This window comes from Arthrobacter sp. Y3223151, from assembly GCF_059091125.1.
The window spans coordinates 76,832-94,565 of sequence record NZ_JBNHGI010000009.1 but is presented as its reverse complement, the minus strand read 5'-3'; the positions used below and the strand labels follow the sequence as shown (position 1 = coordinate 94,565).

General features: G+C 67.1%; 18 protein-coding genes and 1 riboswitch. Of the genes, 5 read left to right on the top strand and 13 right to left on the bottom strand.

Features of this window, described 5'->3' with window-relative positions:
* Window position 1 precedes the first annotated feature (1 nt).
* Together AC5RUP_RS13000 and AC5RUP_RS12995 are read right to left on the bottom strand one after the other, a co-directional pair.
* The gene (locus AC5RUP_RS13000) at window positions 2-910 is read right to left on the bottom strand and encodes a GNAT family N-acetyltransferase (protein WP_494133280.1); all 909 of its coding nucleotides are present in this window, start codon (window positions 908-910) and stop codon (window positions 2-4) included.
* A gap of 83 nt (window positions 911-993) precedes the next feature.
* Window positions 994-2,382, bottom strand: a complete 1,389-nt coding sequence (locus AC5RUP_RS12995; RefSeq protein ID WP_494154299.1) for a glycine--tRNA ligase — start codon at window positions 2,380-2,382, stop codon at window positions 994-996.
* A gap of 185 nt (window positions 2,383-2,567) precedes the next feature.
* On the opposite strand from AC5RUP_RS12995, the gene AC5RUP_RS12990 reads away from it, so the two are divergent.
* Complete coding sequence (locus tag AC5RUP_RS12990; RefSeq protein ID WP_494068052.1) at window positions 2,568-2,795, top strand: RNA-binding S4 domain-containing protein; 228 nt, start codon at window positions 2,568-2,570, stop codon at window positions 2,793-2,795.
* An 18-nt stretch (window positions 2,796-2,813) separates the two neighbouring features.
* On the opposite strand, the gene AC5RUP_RS12985 is transcribed toward AC5RUP_RS12990, so the two are convergent.
* Both AC5RUP_RS12985 and AC5RUP_RS12980 read right to left on the bottom strand, forming a co-directional pair.
* Window positions 2,814-3,464: an alpha/beta hydrolase gene (locus AC5RUP_RS12985; RefSeq protein ID WP_494154300.1), complete on the bottom strand. Its 651-nt coding sequence runs from the start codon at window positions 3,462-3,464 to the stop codon at window positions 2,814-2,816.
* A 148-nt stretch (window positions 3,465-3,612) separates the two neighbouring features.
* Window positions 3,613-4,677, bottom strand: coding sequence for an alpha/beta fold hydrolase (locus AC5RUP_RS12980; RefSeq protein ID WP_494154301.1), 1,065 nt, complete (start codon window positions 4,675-4,677; stop codon window positions 3,613-3,615).
* Between the two features lie 153 nt (window positions 4,678-4,830).
* On the opposite strand from AC5RUP_RS12980, the gene AC5RUP_RS12975 reads away from it, so the two are divergent.
* Entirely contained in the window at window positions 4,831-5,673 is an 843-nt protein-coding gene (locus AC5RUP_RS12975) for an SGNH/GDSL hydrolase family protein (RefSeq protein ID WP_494154302.1), read from the top strand.
* A gap of 12 nt (window positions 5,674-5,685) precedes the next feature.
* Window positions 5,686-6,852: a winged helix DNA-binding domain-containing protein gene (locus AC5RUP_RS12970; protein WP_494158625.1), complete on the top strand. Its 1,167-nt coding sequence runs from the start codon at window positions 5,686-5,688 to the stop codon at window positions 6,850-6,852.
* A 95-nt stretch (window positions 6,853-6,947) separates the two neighbouring features.
* Here AC5RUP_RS12970 and metX read toward each other — a convergent pair whose 3' ends face one another.
* On the bottom strand, window positions 6,948-8,018 hold the full coding sequence (gene metX / locus AC5RUP_RS12965) for a homoserine O-acetyltransferase MetX (RefSeq protein WP_494158638.1): 1,071 nt from the start codon (window positions 8,016-8,018) through the stop codon (window positions 6,948-6,950).
* A gap of 80 nt (window positions 8,019-8,098) precedes the next feature.
* Window positions 8,099-9,424, bottom strand: a complete 1,326-nt coding sequence (locus tag AC5RUP_RS12960) for a bifunctional o-acetylhomoserine/o-acetylserine sulfhydrylase (RefSeq protein ID WP_493977670.1) — start codon at window positions 9,422-9,424, stop codon at window positions 8,099-8,101.
* Between the two features lie 67 nt (window positions 9,425-9,491).
* Window positions 9,492-9,606: riboswitch (SAM riboswitch) on the bottom strand.
* Between the two features lie 226 nt (window positions 9,607-9,832).
* On the opposite strand from AC5RUP_RS12960, the gene AC5RUP_RS12955 reads away from it, so the two are divergent.
* Window positions 9,833-10,474 carry a VOC family protein gene (locus tag AC5RUP_RS12955; protein ID WP_494092028.1) on the top strand — a complete coding sequence of 214 codons (642 nt, stop codon included), beginning with the start codon at window positions 9,833-9,835 and terminating at the stop codon, window positions 10,472-10,474.
* An 85-nt stretch (window positions 10,475-10,559) separates the two neighbouring features.
* Here the strand turns inward: AC5RUP_RS12955 and AC5RUP_RS12950 are convergent, their stop codons facing one another.
* The 7 genes from AC5RUP_RS12950 to AC5RUP_RS12920 form a co-directional block, all read right to left on the bottom strand.
* Window positions 10,560-11,339: a CPBP family intramembrane glutamic endopeptidase gene (locus AC5RUP_RS12950; protein ID WP_494154073.1), complete on the bottom strand. Its 780-nt coding sequence runs from the start codon at window positions 11,337-11,339 to the stop codon at window positions 10,560-10,562.
* Window positions 11,340-11,444: 105 nt separating this feature from the next.
* A complete protein-coding gene (locus AC5RUP_RS12945) occupies window positions 11,445-12,401 on the bottom strand; it encodes a PDR/VanB family oxidoreductase (protein ID WP_494154072.1) in 957 nt (318 codons plus the stop codon).
* Between the two features lie 19 nt (window positions 12,402-12,420).
* On the bottom strand, window positions 12,421-13,218 hold the full coding sequence (locus AC5RUP_RS12940; RefSeq protein WP_494154071.1) for an amino acid ABC transporter ATP-binding protein: 798 nt from the start codon (window positions 13,216-13,218) through the stop codon (window positions 12,421-12,423).
* The gene (locus tag AC5RUP_RS12935) at window positions 13,215-14,153 is read right to left on the bottom strand and encodes an amino acid ABC transporter permease (protein ID WP_494154070.1); all 939 of its coding nucleotides are present in this window, start codon (window positions 14,151-14,153) and stop codon (window positions 13,215-13,217) included. Before AC5RUP_RS12935 ends, AC5RUP_RS12940 begins: the two co-directional genes overlap by 4 nt.
* A gap of 19 nt (window positions 14,154-14,172) precedes the next feature.
* Window positions 14,173-15,123 (bottom strand): ABC transporter substrate-binding protein, encoded by a 951-nt coding sequence (locus AC5RUP_RS12930; protein WP_494154069.1) that lies wholly within the window; start codon window positions 15,121-15,123, stop codon window positions 14,173-14,175.
* A 217-nt stretch (window positions 15,124-15,340) separates the two neighbouring features.
* Window positions 15,341-15,784 (bottom strand): hypothetical protein, encoded by a 444-nt coding sequence (locus AC5RUP_RS12925; protein ID WP_494154068.1) that lies wholly within the window; start codon window positions 15,782-15,784, stop codon window positions 15,341-15,343.
* Between the two features lie 14 nt (window positions 15,785-15,798).
* A complete protein-coding gene (locus AC5RUP_RS12920; RefSeq protein ID WP_494154067.1) occupies window positions 15,799-16,881 on the bottom strand; it encodes an aromatic ring-hydroxylating dioxygenase subunit alpha in 1,083 nt (360 codons plus the stop codon).
* 158 nt (window positions 16,882-17,039) lie between these two features.
* Here AC5RUP_RS12920 and AC5RUP_RS12915 point away from each other — a divergent pair, with 158 nt between their 5' ends.
* Complete coding sequence (locus AC5RUP_RS12915; RefSeq protein ID WP_494068065.1) at window positions 17,040-17,696, top strand: GntR family transcriptional regulator; 657 nt, start codon at window positions 17,040-17,042, stop codon at window positions 17,694-17,696.
* Window positions 17,697-17,734: the final 38 nt, after the last annotated feature.

Here is a 17,734-nt window from a genome sequence, read left to right as displayed (position 1 = left end):
GTCAGTCGCTGACGATGGAGGTTTCCGGACCCAACTGGCGCGCGAGACCGGAGTCCAGCAGCGGCTGCAGGACGGCCAGTACCGCGGTCATGGAGTCGTCCACCTCCAGCTGCACCGGGTACTGCGCCACCAGCATGGCCAGCAGCGCCCGCACCGCAACCTCGGCGTCCTCGGCCGGCAGCGCGGTGTCGTATCCCATCAGCACGTCGGCCGGGGCGTCCGTGCGCTCGTGCGTGTAGCTGACGGCGAAGGCCTGGATGGTGCCGCCGTCGGACTTGGGCGCGCTGCGCAGCACCACCGCGCCGCCGGCCCCCGCGCTCTCGCTGAGCAGCATCTGCTGGGCGCGTCCCACGGTCATGTCCGCGCGGTCCCACACGTGCACCGAGTTGTAGAAGTCGGCCACGGCCCGGGTCAGTTCCACCGACCCGGTGGCTGCCTCCTCCAGCTGCGGACCGGTCTCCCCGAGGTCCGGCAGCGGCAGCGCGCCGGGCGAGACCAGCACCACGCGCGAACTCTGGATCTGGGTCAGGCCGGCGGCCCGGGCGAAGGCGGCGCCGGGGGTGTCCGGCTCCACCTTCGCCCGCAGCTTCCGTACGCCCGACGGCGCGTGCTCGGCCTCGGCGCGGAGCCGTGCCAGCAGGTCACGGGCAACCCCGGCCCCGCGGTGGTCGCGGGCAACCTCGACGTATACCCACAGCCGGTCCGGATGCAGGCTGGTCTCGTAGACCGCGCCGGCGGCAACGGCTATCCCCTGGTCCTCGGCCACGATGCACCGCGACCACGGCTGGTCGGCGGACGGGCGGAGCATGGCACGGAAGTGACCGGCCTGGCCGGTTTCCGGGTCGCCCCAGATCTCCAGCAGGGCCAGGTCATCGTCCTCGCGCCAGTCACGGTAGGTCAGCTGGGCCATGGTTCTCCTTTAGGGGTGCGCTGCCCTGGTCGGGCGGCCGGACGGTTGCCGCAGCGGCCGCGGACGCACGGTCCGCGGCCGGGTCAGGCTCCGATCAGGCGGGCTGCCAGATATCCTTCGACCTTGTCCAGGGAGACCCGTTCCTGCGCCATCGAGTCGCGTTCACGGATGGTCACCGCCTGGTCCTCGAGCGTGTCGAAGTCCACCGTGATGCAGAACGGCGTGCCGATCTCGTCCTGGCGGCGGTAGCGGCGGCCGATGGCACCGGCGTCGTCGAAGTCGATGTTCCAGGTCTTGCGCAGCGCCTCCCCCAGCTCCTTGGCCTTGGGCGAGAGGTCCTCGTTGCGGGACAGCGGCAGCACGGCGGCCTTGACCGGGGCCAACCGCGGGTCCAGCCGCAGCACCGTGCGCTTGTCCACGCCGCCCTTGGCGTTCGGCGCCTCGTCCTCGGTATAAGCGTCCACCAAAAAGGCCATGAAGGAGCGTGTCAGCCCGGCGGCCGGCTCGATCACGTACGGGGTGTAGCGCTCGTTGGTGGCCTGGTTGAAGTAGCTCAGGTCGGTGCCGGAATGCTTGGAGTGGGTGGACAGGTCAAAGTCCGTCCGGTTGGCGATGCCTTCCAGCTCGCCCCATTCCGAGCCCTGGAAGCCGAAGCGGTATTCGACGTCGGTGGTGCCCTTGGAGTAATGGCTCAGCTTGTCCAGCGGGTGCTCGAAGAGGCGGAGGTTGTCGCGTTTGATGCCCAGGTCCACGTACCACTGCAGCCGGGAGTCGATCCAGTAGCGGTGCCACTCTTCGTCCGTCCCGGGCTCCACGAAGAATTCCATTTCCATCTGCTCGAACTCGCGGGTGCGGAAAATGAAGTTGCCCGGGGTGATCTCATTGCGGAAGCTCTTGCCGATCTGGCCGATGCCGAACGGCGGCTTCTTCCGCGAGGTGGTCAGGACATTGTTGAAGTTCACGAAGATGCCCTGCGCGGTCTCCGGGCGCAGGTAGTGCATGCCTTCTTCCTGGGCGACCGGGCCCAGGAAGGTCTTGAGCAGGCCGGAGAATTCCTGGGGTTCGGTCCACTCGCCCTTGGTGCCGCAGTTGACGCAGGCGACGTCCTTCAGCCCGTTTTCCGGGGCGCGGCCCTTTTTCTCCTCGTACTCTTCTTCGAGGTGGTCGGCGCGGTAGCGCTTGTGGCAGTTGAGGCATTCCACCAGCGGGTCGGAAAAGACGTCCACGTGGCCGGACGCTTCCCAGACCCGGCGCGGCAGAATGACCGACGAATCCAGTCCGACCACGTCGTCGCGGCCGCGGACCATCGTCTGCCACCACTGGCGCTTGATGTTTTCCTTCAGCTCGACGCCGAGCGGCCCGTAGTCCCATGCGGAGCGGGATCCACCGTAAATCTCACCAGCCTGGAACACGAAGCCGCGGCGCTTGGCCAGCGAAATAATCGAATCGAGGGCTGATTTGGCTGCTGCCATGAGGTGGTTCTCCGTATCTCTCCAGGGCCGCTGGGTGCGGTCCGAGGGTTGTCATGGCACAGATCCGCCCGGCTGCTGCAGGTACGGATCGGCGCATAGCGAAGCTACAACGTTAGCCTACCGAAAACGGGAACCCGAACCCGAACCGCGCGGATGCATCGGCAGGCATCAGGCATGATGGTTCCATGGCTTCCGACGAAATGCATGACGTGCCGATCCGCGACGAAATGATCCGGCTGGGCCAGCTGCTGAAGCTGGCCAACCTGGCCGACGACGGGATCCAGGCCAAGGAGTTCGTCGAGAACGGACTGGTCCAGGTCAACGGCGACATCGAAACGCGCCGCGGCCGGCAGCTGCACGCCGGGGATACGGTCAGCTGCAACGGCCACACGGTGCGGGTCAGCCGCGGCTGACCCGCACGGGGCCGTTTACTACTTCCCCTGCAGCACCTTGTAGGTCAGGAACTCCTTCACATGCGCCAGTTCCTGGGCGTTGATGCCGTGGCCGATGCCGGGGTAGAGGACCTTGGTCAGGTCCACATGCTCGTTAGTCCAGGCGTGGGTGAACTCGATCTTGTCCGGGGTGATGACCTGGTCCGCCTGGTCCCGGCCCCAGAAGAGCGGGGGTTTGATCGCCTTGACCGCATCGTCGCGGAAGAAATCGTTGCCCGCGGCCGGCACGGCGAATCCGGACAGGCCGACCACTGCGGCAATTTCCTCCGGGCGGTGCCGCAGCACCGAGGTGGCTACCGCCATGCCCATGGAAAAGCCCAGCACCGAAACGCTGCTGTGCTGGTCCTTGACTCCGTCCAGCCAGGACACCACGTCGCTGACGGCCTTCGTGACCTTGTCCACCGAAAAGTCCGGCTCGTGCATCAGGGGAAACCAGGTGAAGCCGGGTCCCATCGCCACCGGCGCGCGCACCGCCGCCACGGTGAATTCCTCCGGCAGTCCGGGCACCAGGCCCATCAGGTCCTGCTCGTGGGAGCCGTAGCCGTGGAAGAGCACCAGCAGGGGCGTTCCCGCCCGCGCCTGTTCGGGCTTGGACCAGGCAACGACGGGCTGATAAGCAGTTTCAGTCATGCGTTCCATGATGGCACAAAAAGCCCATTGCTTGAAAGTTAAAGCTTCTTAAGGTGTCGGATCTCCCAAACCCCTGGCGCCCAACCGGTGCCCGGAACCTCTGCCGCCCGCGGTTATCCGGCCCCGCCGCTCCGTTCGACGTGCGCCGTCAGCTCGGCGACCCACCGCTTGCTTCGATGTGCGCCGTCAGCTCGGCGACGAACCGCTCCGGATACTCCACGTGCGGCGAATGTCCGCAGTTTTCGAGCAGCACCTCGGTGAAGCGCCCGCCGTTGGCCGCATACTTTTCCAGCACCGCCCGGGTCTGCGCGATCATCGGCTGCAGCGGGGCCGCGCCCTCCCCCGGCCATCCGGGCACCAGGCCGGCCTTTCCGAGGCAGTTCAGGTCGAAGAATGAAGCATCGGAGACGATCGCATCGCTGTCGCCGTGGATCCAGAGGATGTCCGGTTTGTCCGACAGGTCAACAATGCCGCTGGCGTCGAAGACCCCCGGCGCCATCGTGTTCAGCACGCCCCTGCGTCCGGGAGCGAAGCCGGGCCAGTTCGGCGATGGGACGGAATCGCCCGGATAGTTGTCGGGGCCGGTCTTGGTGCTGAGCATCGATTCGACCCAGATGCGTTCGTAGGGCGATTGGAACCCGGCGTGCACATAGGTCGAGCGGTACACCGACAGCGGCGAGGCAGGCGCGTCGTCACTGGTGTCCCCGGCTTGCAACCGCGCCACGAAGTCGGGGTTGGCGCCCCCGCCGCCGGTGCCGGCGTCATCCTCGGTGAGCCTCCGTCCCTCCGGTCCCGCCGTCCCGCCGAACCCGTACGGCGAGACCGGAGCCTGCAGCGTCAGGCTGCGGACCGGATGCTCCAGCGCGTATTGCATCGCCACGCCGCCGCCCATGCTCCAGCCGACCAGGTGCGAGGGGCCCAGTTGCAGGGTGTCCAGCGTGGCCTGAAGGTCGTCGGAAAAGTCACGCAGCCCGCGGCCGGCGTCCACCGGCGCCGGGTCCGTCCGGCCGAAACCCCGCAGGTCCACCGCGAGCACGCGGTAGTCGGCCGGCAGCGCCTGCATCGCCTCCTGCCAGAACAGTGCGGAGGAAACATTCCCATGCACCAAAACCACCGGGATGCCGTCGGGCCGGTCGCCGTCGCGCTCGAGGATGTTCACCGTCAGCCGCTCCGTCGGCACGCGCCGCGCCACGATTCCCGCCAGCAATTCCATCTCAGCTCCTCGAGGTCGAGGCGGCGCCGTTGGCCGCGTCAAGCACACAGTAGCGGGGAAATCGGGCGCTGACCATCACTTTCTGAAAGGTGATTCAGATATTGGGTCTCGCCTGCCTGTGCATGCCCCGCGGCTTCTTGGGACAATGTACCTGTGAGTAACTTGTCCCTTTCCGAAACACAAGCGCCCGTCGCCGCGGCCCGCCATCCCTGGAGCCGTTTCGTTGCCCTGGGCGATTCGTTCACTGAAGGCATCGGCGACCCGGACCCCGGGAGCCCGGGCGGACACCGCGGATGGGCCGACCGCGTGGCCGAGGAACTCGCCCGCGGCCACGATGACTTCGCCTATGCCAACCTCGCGATCCGCGGCCGCCTGCTGCAGCAGATCATCGATGAACAGGTCGAACCGGCCCTGGCCCTGCAGCCGGACCTCATCTCGATCTGCGCGGGCGGCAATGATGTGATCCGGCCGGGCGGCGACCCGGACGCCCTGGCCGAGAAGTTCGATCGCGCCGTCACCCGGCTGGCAGCGTCGGGAGCCACCATCGTCCTGTTTACCGCGCCCGACATCGGCGATACGCCCGTCATCGGCAGTGTCCGCGGCAAGGCCGCCATCTACAACGAAAACCTGCGCACGGTGGCGGCACGCCATAACGCCGTCGTGGCCGACATGTGGGCGCTGCGCCAGCTGAAGGCACCGCAGATGTGGGCACCGGACAGGCTACATTTCTCCCCGCTGGGGCACCACACCATCGCGGCCATGGTGCTGGACGCCCTCAACGTTGAGCATTCGCTGCAGCCCGAGGCGCCCAAACCGCTGCCGCCCAAGAACTGGCGCACCGCCCGCACCGAGGACCTGGTGTGGGCACGCCAGCACCTGGTCCCGTGGGTCCTGCGCCGGGTCCGCCACCAGTCCTCGGGCGACGGGATCCTGCCCAAGCGGCCGGCCGCCGACCCCTTCTTCGGTCCGGGCATGCCTCCCGGCGCGGCCGGGTAACGGGAGCAACCGGTGCGGCAGCCGAGTCCCCAGGAGGTCCGCCGTCACCGGCTGCGGGCACAGCGGCTGTGGGACAGCCCCGGGGACGACGCCGCCGCCGCCTTGCGCTGGCTGCTCGCCTTCCAGTCCCAGGAATATGCCTATGCCCGCTGGTCGCTGGCCCAGCGCTGCGGCGGACCGGCACGGGACAACGCTGCGGAGGTGGATGCGGCGATCGCCGGCGGACGCATCCTGCGCACGCATGTCCTGCGGCCCACCTGGCACTTTGTGGCCGCCGAGGACCTGCGCTGGCTGATGCTGCTCTCCGGCCCCCGCCTCAAGGCAGGGAACAAGGGCCGGGACCGGCAGCTGGGCCTGGATGAGGCAACGGTGGCGCGCAGCAACGAGGTGCTGGCCGCGGCCGTCGCCGGAGGCCGGCACCTGACCCGGGACGAGCTCGCCGCCCGGCTCGCCCAAGCGGCCCTCCTCAAGGACGACGGCGCGAGGCTGAACGGAGCGACGCTGCGCGGGCAGCGGCTGGGGCATCTGGTGTTCCATGCGGAAATGGACCGGGTGCTGGTGAACGGGCCTCCGCGGACGGCCGCCTCCAGCGCCGTGCAGCAGACGTACGCGGCCTTCGACGAGCGGGTGCCGCCGCTGGCCGCGGACTACGACCGCGACGCGGCGCTGGCCCAACTGACCGGGCGCTACTTCACCAGCCGCGGACCGGCGACCTTAAAGGACTGTTCCGACTGGTCCAAACTGCCCCAGGCGGACCTGAAGCGCGGCCTCGAAGCGGGGGGCGGTGACGGACTGGAACGGTTCGAAACCGAGGGGCAACAGCTCTGGTACTCCCCCGCCGCCGGGACGATCGGCGGTGCCGCCGCGGCGGCGGACGACGGACGCCCGCGGGCTGACCTGATCCAGTGTTACGACGAATACGTCATGGGCTACACCAAGACCCGCGGCTACCTGGGCGGCAGCGCGCCGGCGGCGTTGGGCGGTGAGGTGCCGATCCACGTGCTGCTGCTGGACGGACGGATGGCCGGCAACTGGAGGCACGTCCTGCGGCCCGGCTCCGCCGAGCTGCGGCTTAAACCGCTGCGGGTCTTCACCGCGCCGGAGCGGCAGGCCGTGGGCGTCGCGGTGGAGCGGTACGCGGCCTTCCTGCGGCGGCCGGTATCACTCGACCTGGCCTGACCGCTCCGCTCTACCTGCTCGGGCGCAGCGGTGGGACTCCGCGCGGACGGCGCGCACCGGCGTCGTACTCGGGCCGCCGACACGCAGGCGGGAGGTCAGGCGGGCGCGAAGAACGCCTTGGTCAGTGCCTCGTGCAGCTGGTGGATATCGGTCAGGAAACCGTCGTGGCCCAGCGGCGTTTCGATGGTGTGGACCTTGACTGCCCCGGGCAACGCCTCGGCCAGCTGCCGCGACTGTTCCGGGAAGTACAGGCGATCGGAATCCACCGCGGCGACGAAGAACTGCGTGTCGGTGAGGCCGCCCAGCGACTGCTCCAGCGAGCCCCGGCCCCGGGCAACGTCGTGGCTGATGAGGGCCTCGGTGAGCAGGATGTAGCTGTTGGCGTCGAAGCGCGCGACGAGCTTGTCCGCCTGGTAATCGAGGTAGCTCTCCACGGCATAGCGGCCACGGGCGGACGGCGTGATGCCGCCGTACGGCTGCTCCTCCGCCTGCGGCTTGCGGCCGAACCTGTACTCCAGCTCCGGCTCCGAGCGGTAGTTGATGTGCGCGATGCGCCGGGCGATACCCAGACCCGCCTCGGGCGCGGGACCCCCGTAATAGTCGCCGCCGGCGAAGTGCGGGTCCAGCCGGATGGCCGCGACCTGCGCCTGCGCGAAGGCAATTTGCTCGGCGGTGCTCGCGGCGCCGCACGACAGGACGGCGCACCGGGCGGTGCGCTCCGGGAACGTCGCCGCCCATTCAAGCGCGCGGGCGCCGCCCATCGACCCGCCGAGCACCGTGTGCCAGCGCCGGATGCCCAGCGCGTCGGCCAGCCGTGCCTCGGCCCGGACCGAATCGCGGATCGTGACGAACGGGAAGCGTGACCCCCACGGCGTCCCGTCCGGCGCCGGCGACGAGGGACCGGTGGAACCGTAGCAGCCGCCAATCATGTTGGCGGCCACTACGAAATAGCGCTCCGTGTCGATAGTGGCACCGGGGCCCACCAGATCGTCCCACCAGCCATCCTCGTCCGAGCAGCCGCGGGCGACATGCGTGCTGCCGGTCAGGGCGTGCTGAATCAGGACGGCGTTGGACGCGTCCGCATTCAAGGTGCCCCAGGTTTCAAAGCCGAGGAACACCTCGGGCAGATAGCCGCCGGCTTCCAACTCCAGCGCACCAACCGGCATCCGGCGCAGGATGCCGTCGGTCGCCTGTTCCACCAGTTCCTGCGGTTGCACTATCGTCACGCTGCGCTCTACCTGCTTGCCTAGTCGTCCGCGCCCTTGGCGGCGCGGAAACCGGCCTCCAGGTCGGCGATGATGTCGTTGACGTTCTCGATGCCCACCGACAGGCGGACCAGCCCGTCGGTCACCCCGGCCGCGACCCGCTCCGCGGCCGAGAGCTGGGCATGGGTGGTCGACGCCGGGTGGATCACCAGCGAGCGCACATCGCCCAGGTTGGCCACGTGCGAGTGCAGTTCAAGGCCGTCCACAAAGCGCTTGCCGGCCTCGATGCCGCCCTTGATTTCGAACGCGACGATGGCGCCGGTCCCCTTCGGGCCGTACTTGCGGCCGCGCTCGTACCAGGGGCTGGAGGGCAGGCCGAGGTACGCGACGGAGGCAACGTCGTCGTGCTCTTCCAGGAATTCGGCCACCTTCTGCGCGTTGGCCACATGCCGCTCCACGCGCAGGCTCAGCGTCTCCAGCCCCTGGGCAATCAGGAACGCATTGAACGGCGAGATGGCGGACCCCAGGTCGCGCAGCAACTGCACCCGGGCCTTGAGGATGTAGGCCAGGTTGGCGCCCAAAGCGCCGTTGACGCCGAGGTCGCGGGCAAAGACCAGCCCGTTGTAGGTGTCGTCCGGCGTGTTGAACCCGGGGAACTTCTCCGGGTCGGCGGCGAAATCGAACGTTCCGGCGTCAACGATCACGCCGCCGATCGCCGTCCCGTGGCCGCCGAGGTACTTGGTGGCCGAGTGGAGCACGATGTCGGCCCCCCACTCGATCGGGCGGATCAGGTACGGGGTAGACAAGGTGTTGTCCACGATCAGCGGCACGCCGTTTTCGTGGGCGATGGCGCTGACCGACTCCAGGTCCAGTACGTCCTGGCGCGGGTTGGAGACGACCTCGCCGAAGAACGCCTTGGTATTCGGCTTGACGGCATCGCGCCACTGCTGCAGGTTGTCCGGATCCTCGACGAAGGTGACCTCGATGCCGAACTTGGGCAGCGTGGTGCGCAGCAGGTTGTAGGTGCCGCCGTACAGGCTGGGGCTGGCCACGATGTGGTCGCCGGCCTCGGCCAGGTTGAGGATGGAGAACGTCGACGCGGCCTGGCCCGAGGCCAGCAGCAGGGCGCCGACGCCGCCCTCCAGGTTGGCGATCCGGGTCTCGACCGCTTCCTGGGTGGGATTGCCGATCCTGGTGTAGATGGGCGCCAATTCGGACAGGGCGAACCGGTCGGCCGCGCTCTGCGCGCTGGGGAACACGAACGAGGTGGTCTGGTAGATCGGCAGTGCGCGGGCGCCCGTGGCGGCGTCCGGCTCCTGCCCTGCGTGGATCTGACGGGTTTCAAAGGACCAATCGGCATTGGACATGGTGCAACTCCTTCACTGGAAGGGGCCATCCGGGATCCGGCCGTGCCGGCATGTCTGTCCCGGGTGTGACCCGCGCTTGCGCACCGCCTTGTGGCGGCTGCCTGGTCTTCACCCGGGGCACCCCACCGCGGTTGGAGGGTTGCCGGCCAGCAAACCGGGGTTTTGCGCTGGCACTCATGACCTGCCTCCAGTCTCCGCAGACAGGCCGGCGGCCGCAACAATATGACACCTTATGACTGGGCACCCAGCTCCGGACCGTCTGTCCGACCGTCCGCACTTCAAGCTGCCGGGGCGTGCCGGGCACGGCGGAATTGCTGCCGGGAACGGCGCGCCTTGCACGAGCCGCAAGCTGAGTGACTTAGGTCACCCTAAGTCGAGAGCGGGTTCACAAAGTGCCAAGATAATGCCATGCGCTTCGACCATGTTTCTTATGCTGCTGAACCCGACGGTCTGGCTGCCACCTCAGAGCGGATCGCCAAAGCCCTGGGCATCGACGCCGTCAAGGGCGGGGTTCACCCCCGCTTCGGCACCCGCAATATGATCTTCCCCCTCACCGACCACCATTACCTGGAGGTGGTGGAGGTGCTCGACCACCCCGCTTCCGACAAAGCCCCCTTCGGACAGGCCGTGCGGGCGCGCTCCGAAGCCGGCGGCGGCTGGATGGGCTGGTGCGTGGCGGTCGACGACCTGACCCCGTTCGAAGAACGGCTGGGCCGCCACGCGGTTCCCGGCAACCGCAAGTTCCCGGATGGGCAGGAACTGAGCTGGCAGCAGATCGGGATCAAGGGCCTCATCGCCGACCCGCAGGTGCCCTACATGCTGCGCTGGGATGACGGCACCGAACCGCTGCACCCGTCCAACGCCCGCCCCGCCACGGTGAAGCTGATCGGCCTGACCATCGCCGGCTCTTCCGAGCGCGTGGCGGACTGGCTGGGCACTCCGGTCGACGGCCTGCTGGACGACGTCAAGGTCGCCTGGACGGCACCGAACGGTACGCCGGGCATCCTGTCCGTCCGCTTCGAAACCGCCAACGGGATCGTCGAACTGTAAGTCTTTCAAGGAGGGTCGACGTCGTCGATCGCCTCAGCGGCGCCCGGATCGCAAGACCGGGCGCCGCTTCGCTGCCCGGCCGGTTTCAGGTGCCGATGCCGATGGCCGGCCCCAGCAGCGCGTAGCCGACGAAACCGGCAATATCCAGCAGCGCGTGCGCCACCACCAGCGGCATCACCCGCTTCACCTTCGTATAGGCGTAGCCGAAGACCAGGCCCATGAGGAAGTTCCCGATGCCCGGCCCGATGCCCTGGTAGAGGTGGTAGGTCCCGCGCAGGGCGGCGCTGACGAAGATCGCGGACCAGATGCCCCAGCCGAACTTCGCGAAGCGGTTGAAGAGGTAGCCCACCATGACCACCTCTTCGAGGACCGCATGCCGCAGCGCGGACAGGACCAACACCGGAACCGTCCACCAGTATTCGTCCAGGGCCGCCGGGACAATGGCGGTGGTGATACCCAGGGACCGGCCGGCGGCGTAAACGCCCAGCGTGCCGACACCGATCACCAGCGCGAGCAGGAAGCCCAGGCCGAAGTCCAGCCGCGGCCGGGAGAACGTGAACCCGATCGTGCGGAAGGCCGACCGGCCGGGAGCGGTCATCAAAAACAGCACCAGAGCCACCGGCACCAGCGCAAAGACGATGCCGAGCATTTGGTACACGAAATCGAAGAGCTCCCGCTCGTTCAGCACCGGGTTCAGCGTGGTCGTCTGCGAGGCGAGCGGAGCGCGGGTCATTTTTTCCAGCAGGTTCACGACGGCATAAACCGCCGACTGCCCGAGCGAGAGTCCGAGGACAATCAGTACCTCTGCCCGGTAGTACCTGACCGTGCGCCGCGTGCTTTCGGCGGCGACCTTCTGCTTGTCCATAACCTCCATCTTGCCAACAGAACCGCGGGAGTCATCGGCCGGGGGCGCTTCCGTTCCGTGCGCGGCTCCTCCCGTGGCCCGCGCCCGCGCCGGGGCGACTGCCTGCTACAAGTCCAGCAGCAGGCGCCGGCCCTTGCATCGCGACACGCAGATCATCATGGTGTCCCCGGCCTCGCGCTCGTCGTCGGAGAGCAGCGAGTCACGGTGGTCGATCTCACCACCCAGGACGGGGGTTTCGCAGGTGCCGCAGATTCCCTCCCGGCAGGAATTCAACGGATGGATCCCGACCGCTTCGAGGGCCTGCAGAATCGATTCCCCGGGGCCCACCGGAACCTCGGTGCCGTCGGCCAATTCCACCGTGAAGGCCGAGTCCCCCGCCTCCGCCGGCGCCACGGCCGCCCCGGACGCCGTGAAGCGCTCACAGTGGAAACGTCCGGGGTTGTCCCAACCGTCCGCGATCGATTGAATGACGTTGAGCAGCGGCCCGGGTCCGCAGGCGTAGACGTGCGTTTCCGGCGGCAACTCGTCCAGGAGTCCGGCCAGCGGGTAGAAGCCGCTTTCGTCGTCGGCGTGGATATGGATGTCGCCGTCGAGCGCCTGGATTTCGTCGAGGAACGCCATCGAAGAACGGCTTCGCCCCAGGTAAAGCAGGCGCCAGGGCACCCCGGCTTCGGCAGCTTCGCGGATCATCGGCAGAATCGGGGTGATGCCGATGCCGCCGGCGATGAACACATAGCCGGCGGCGGGAGCCAGAACGAAGTTGTTGCGCGGCCCCCGGATCTGGATCTTGGTACCGGGCTTGAGCATGTCGTGCACGTAGGCGGAGCCGCCGCGGCCCTCCGGCTCGCGCAGGATGCCAAGCCGCCAGGCGGAGCGGTCCGCCCGCCGGGAGCACAGCGAGTACTGGCGCAGGAGGCCGTTGGGCAGGAGCACGTCGACATGTGCCCCCGCGTCCCACTCCGGCAGCTCCTCGCCCAGCGGATGTTCCAGCTGCAGGGAGACCACGCAGTTGGACTCGTGGCTGATCGACCGGACTTCGACGTCGAAAAATTCTTCATTCATGGTGGCACTCACAGGGGTATCAGGCTGCTGCCGGTTCGGCGAGAACGGAGGCCAGGAAGGCCCTGGTGCGTTCGTTTTGCGGATTGGTGATGACGTCCCGGGCTGGCCCCTCTTCCACGACGTGGCCGTCGTCCATGAAGACCACGCGATCGGCGACGTCGCGGGCGAAATTCATTTCATGCGTCACCACCACCATCGTCATGCCGGACATGGCCAGGTCCTTCATCACCTTGAGGACCTCTCCCACCAATTCGGGATCCAGGGCGGACGTGGGCTCGTCGAACAGCATCAGTTTCGGTTCCATGCACAGCGCACGGGCGATCGCCACCCGCTGCTGCTGGCCCCCGGAAAGTTGGCGCGGATACGCATCCGCCTTTTCGCTCAGGCCGACTTTTTCCAGCAGCGAAGTTGCCCTGGCCACGGCTGTCGCCTTCCGCTCCTTCCGGACCAGACGCGGCGCCTCAATGAGGTTTTGCAGGACGGTCATGTGCGGAAACAGGTTGAACTGCTGGAACACCATGCCGACGTCGGAGCGGCTGTGGCAGATATCGTTGTGGCTTTGCTCGTAGAGCCTGTTGCCCTTGAGGTCGTAGCCGACGATCTTCCCGTTAACCCACATCCTCCCGCCGTCGATGACTTCCAGGTGGTTGATGCAGCGCAGGAAGGTGCTCTTCCCGGATCCGGAGGGGCCGATAAGACACACCACCTCGCCCTGCTGGACGTGCAGGTCAATCCCCTTCAGGACAAGGTTGGAGCCGTAGTTCTTGCAGACCCCGTTCGCCTTGACCATCGGTTCGGCACCGTTCGTTGCTGTCATTTCTTGCCGCCTTTCAGGGAGAGTGCGTCATGGGTCGCGAAGAACCGCTTCAGCTGCTGGAACGGCGTCGGCGGCAGGTTTCGCTGGTTGCCGCGGGCGAACCGCCGCTCCAGGTAGTACTGGCCGATGGTGAGGACGGAGGTGATCAGCAGGTACCAGAGGCTGGCGACAATGAGCAGCGGGATGGTCTCGAACGTGCGTGCGTAGATGATCTGCGCCGAGTACAGCAGCTCCGGCACCGAGATCACGCTCACCAGGGCGGTGGTCTTGAGCATGCCGATGGTTTCATTGCCGGTGGGCGGGATGATCACGCGCATCGCCTGCGGCAGCACGATGCGCCGCATCGTCTGAAGCTTGGTGATGCCCAGCGCGCCGGCGGCCTCGGTCTGGCCGTGGTCAACGGAGAGGATGCCGGCCCGGACAATCTCGGACATGTAGGCACCCTGATTCAAGCCGAGGCCGAGGATCGCCGCCGTCATCGGCGTAATGAACTGATTCGCATCAAGGTGGACCCCCGGGATGCCCAGGGTAATGACCGGGTAAAGCGCGGCCAGGTTGAACCAGAACAGCAGCTGCACCAGCACCGGGGTGCCACGGAAGAAGTGCACGTAGGCAAAGGCAGCGCCGCGCACCACGGGATTGACCGACAGCCGCATGACGGCCAGGACCACCCCGAGCACGATGCCAATGGCCATGCTGATGGCGGTGAGTCCCAGCGTGACGAGAATGCCCCGCCCGATGGAGATATCGCGCAGATACATCGCCACCACGTCCCAACCGAAGTTCGGGTTGGTGAAAACGGAGTGCAGCAGCAGTCCGCCGATCAGGAAGATCAGGGCTGCGGCCAGCCACCGGCCGGGGTGCTTGGCCTTGACGATGGTGTAGTCATCGACCGGTGTGGCGACCGGCTCGCTTGGGGCAGTCACGGCAGTCATCAGCTGGTTTCCTCTTTCGCTACTTTGCCTCGAGCACGTCGGCCGAGATCAGCACGGACTTCGGGAAGTCCCACTTGGCGCCGATTTCCTCGTAGTAGCCATCGGCGATGATGCCCTTTACCGCCGCGGTCACGGCTTCCTTCATGCCGTTGTCCTTGGCCAGCGCAACACCGAAGGGCGCGGGATCGTAATCCTCGCCCTCGGCCAGTTCGAACTGTCCCTTGGCTTCCTTGCCCTGGAAGGCCAGCGGCATGCTGTCGGCGATCACCCCATCAACCCGGCCGGACGTCAGCGCCAGGTTGGCGTCCGTCTGCCCGGGGAAGTTTTGGATTTTGATCGCTTCCTTGCCGGCGGCCGTGCATTCCTTGGAGAACTCCGGCAGGTACTCCATCGACTGGATGGATCCCTTCTGGCCGCCGATCTTCTTCCCGCACATGGTCATGGGGTCCATGGAGATGCCGAGCGGATTTCCGGGAGCAACGGCGATGCCCGTGCCGGTGTTGAGGTACTCCACAAAGTCGACGATCTTCTCTCGTTCCGGCGTCACCGAGAAGGCCGACATGGCCATGTCGTACTTCCCGGAGGCCAGGCCCGCCAGGATCGTGTCAAAGGTTGCCGGAACGTGCTCCACTTCCAGTCCCAAGGCCGCGCCGACGGCGTCGGAGAAGTCGACGTCGAAGCCGATCATCGTCTTGTTGTCGGTGTCGTAGTACTCGAAGGGAGCGTAGGTCGGGTCGGAGGCGACCTTCAGCTTCCCGGAGGCCAGGATCTCCTCCGGCAGCAGGTCCCGGGCTGCTTCGTTGACCTCCACGGACGCCGTTGCGGCGCCGGCTGCGGCCGGGGCGGCGGTGCCCCCGGAGCCCGCGGCCGAACCGGAGGCATTCGTGCAGGCGGCCAGGGACAGCGCGGCCAGCAGCACGGTGCCGGTGAGGAGATTGGCACGGACGGCACGGTGACGTGAATGACGCATGGACTTTCCTTTCATGGTCCGGACGGCGTTGTCCGGTTATGGATATCCGCACTGATCAGGAGTCGATCAATGCCTCGGTGCTTCAGTTTCAGGTGCAGGGCGCAGCACGCGGCTCCGTATAAAACCGTGGCCGCGGCAGGAGGGCCGGCGCGCCGTCCCGCCAATCCGCGGGCAGTGCGTTGTGTGGTGCATGCTGCAGGTGGTCAGGCCGCGGCCGTCAGGGGACCCACCGCAGCACCTTGGCCTTCCGCGGGGCGAGGGTGATGACCTGGACGGCAGATTCTCCCGCGGCGAGCGAGAGCCGGATAGTCTCCGCGTCCTCTCCTTCGACGATGAACACGTCGCCGGCCCGCAACCAGCGTTCCCACGGGCCGTCCTCGGCGGCGACCAGCGCCTCGCCGGCCAGTCCGGTCACCAGCAGCTGCTGGCCGGGCGCGCGCTGCAGCGTGCCGGTGTAGTTGCCCGTGTAGCGCCGGCTGTCGGAGGCGATGTAATTTTCATCGGCTTCAAGTGCGACGGCGGGTTCGGGGCCGGATTCGTCCAGTTCCACCGTCCAGCGCCACGGGTCGCCGCGCTCCGCGGAATCCGGGCATGCCGCCAGGATCCTGGCTCCCGATTCCGCCGAGGTCTCCGCGCCGAGGGCGTTTGCCCTGATCAGCATCCACATGCCGGCACCTAGGCCGTCCTGGGAGCAACCGGCTCCCGGCGGGCAGCCGAACCCATCGAGGACGTGGCCTGCTGCTCCTTCTTGATCAGCGCGGCCAGGATGCGCCGGGCCTTCGCGACCCCGCCGTCCTGGGCGATCAGGACATCGAACTCGCCCTCGGGCCGGGTCTGCATCCCGATCTCCTGCGCCTCCAGCGCGGATGCGTCCTCGTCCAGCACGGTGGCCAAACCTACGCGGAGATCCTCTGTCGCCCGCTCGTTGTCGACGGCGAAGTTGCGGCTGAAGGCGTAGTAGTACCAGGAATTGTGCTGATCGATGGGCGTGATCCCGTTCAGGACCTTGATCAGGAAGCCCTCTTCGCGCGGCTTGCCCTCCCCGGTGATGCCGGAGTGCAGAACGTGCAGGTTGGGCACGAAGAACTCGGTGCAGTGGAAGCGGTCGAACAGCCCGCGGGCGTCCATGGTTTCGGCATAGAGCGGCGGCGCTTCGACCGAGGGCATTAGGCGGTCGACGCTGACCACGTTGCCCTCGACCTCCACGGTGATGCCGTGTTCGTAGATGTAGTCGTCGCCCACGGTGGTCTTGTGCAGGAAGGACTCGTGGGTCAGGTCCAGCAGGTTGTCGTGGATCAGGTCGGCCCGGCACTTGAAGTGGTAGGAATGGGTGACGGTGGCCCACTCGGGATCCACCATCCAGTGGGTGTCCGGAACGTCGGCCGGGTCGGCCAGGTCCGGATCGCCGGTCCACACCCAGATCCATCCGTCCTGCTCCACCACGGGGTATTTGCGCACCTTCGCGCGCTCCGGAATCGAGGACTGGGCCGGCACCTTGGTGCACATGCCGTCCGGGCCGTAGGTGAAACCGTGGTAGCCGCACTCCACCGAATCCCCGATCGTGCGGCCTTCCGAGAGCGGGAAGGCGCGGTGCGCGCAGCGGTCCGCAAGGGCAATGGCTTCGTTGTCCTGGGTACGGAACAGGACGATCGGCTGCTCGCAGATGACCCGCCGCACCGGCTTGCGGGTGACCTCCGTTGACCACGCCGCCACGTACCAAGTGTTCAGCACATACATTTTAAGGTTCTCCTCCGTCACGTGTGTATACACTGTATTCAGAGGTGAAGTGTGACGTCAAGCACTTTCAACTAAAACGTTGGCAAGTGACGCGTTTCGCCGCTTTTTGCCCCGTGGTCCGTGTCCTCTCGGCGGCAGGACTATAAAGTGCACTCAATGAAACCCAAAAGGAGGCCATCATGGCTGCGATACCGAATGACGTGAGGCCGCTGGCGGTCCGGGTCCACGAGCAGCTGAGCGCCGACATCATCAGCGGAACCATCGAGGCGGGTTCGGCCCTGGCCCAGGAGTCCGTGGCGGCGCAATACGGCGTCTCCCGCACCCCTGTCCGGGATGCGCTGACCCAGTTGACGCTGGAAGGGCTGACCACCCTCGTCCCGGGCAAGGGTTACATCGTCAACCAGCTCGACGAGCGCGAAATCGAGAACGTCTTCAAGGTGCGCTACGCCCTGGAATCACTCGCGGTCCGCGACGCCATCGGGTCCTACACGCCGCAGCAGCTCGTGCGGCTCAGCGGCCTCGTGGACGAGACGGAAATCGTCGACCCGCAGGACAGCGGCGAACTCTTCCGGTTGGGCAGGGCCTTCCACCTGGCTCTGATCGAACCCTCGGACAACGACTACCTGCGCGGCGTGATCTCCTCCATCTGGAACCATCCCATCCAGCACCGGATCACGTTGACGTACCGGCAGGGACCGGAGCACCAGGCCAAGGTCATCCACGATCACCGCAGCATCCTCCAGGCGCTGAAGGACCATGACGCCGAGCGTGCCGTCGAGGTCCTGGCCCACTGCCACGACGTCAAGGACCCCAACCGGTACGAGCACATCGGCTGAAGGCCGCTCCCGGACTCAGGAGCCGGGCGCTGGCGCCA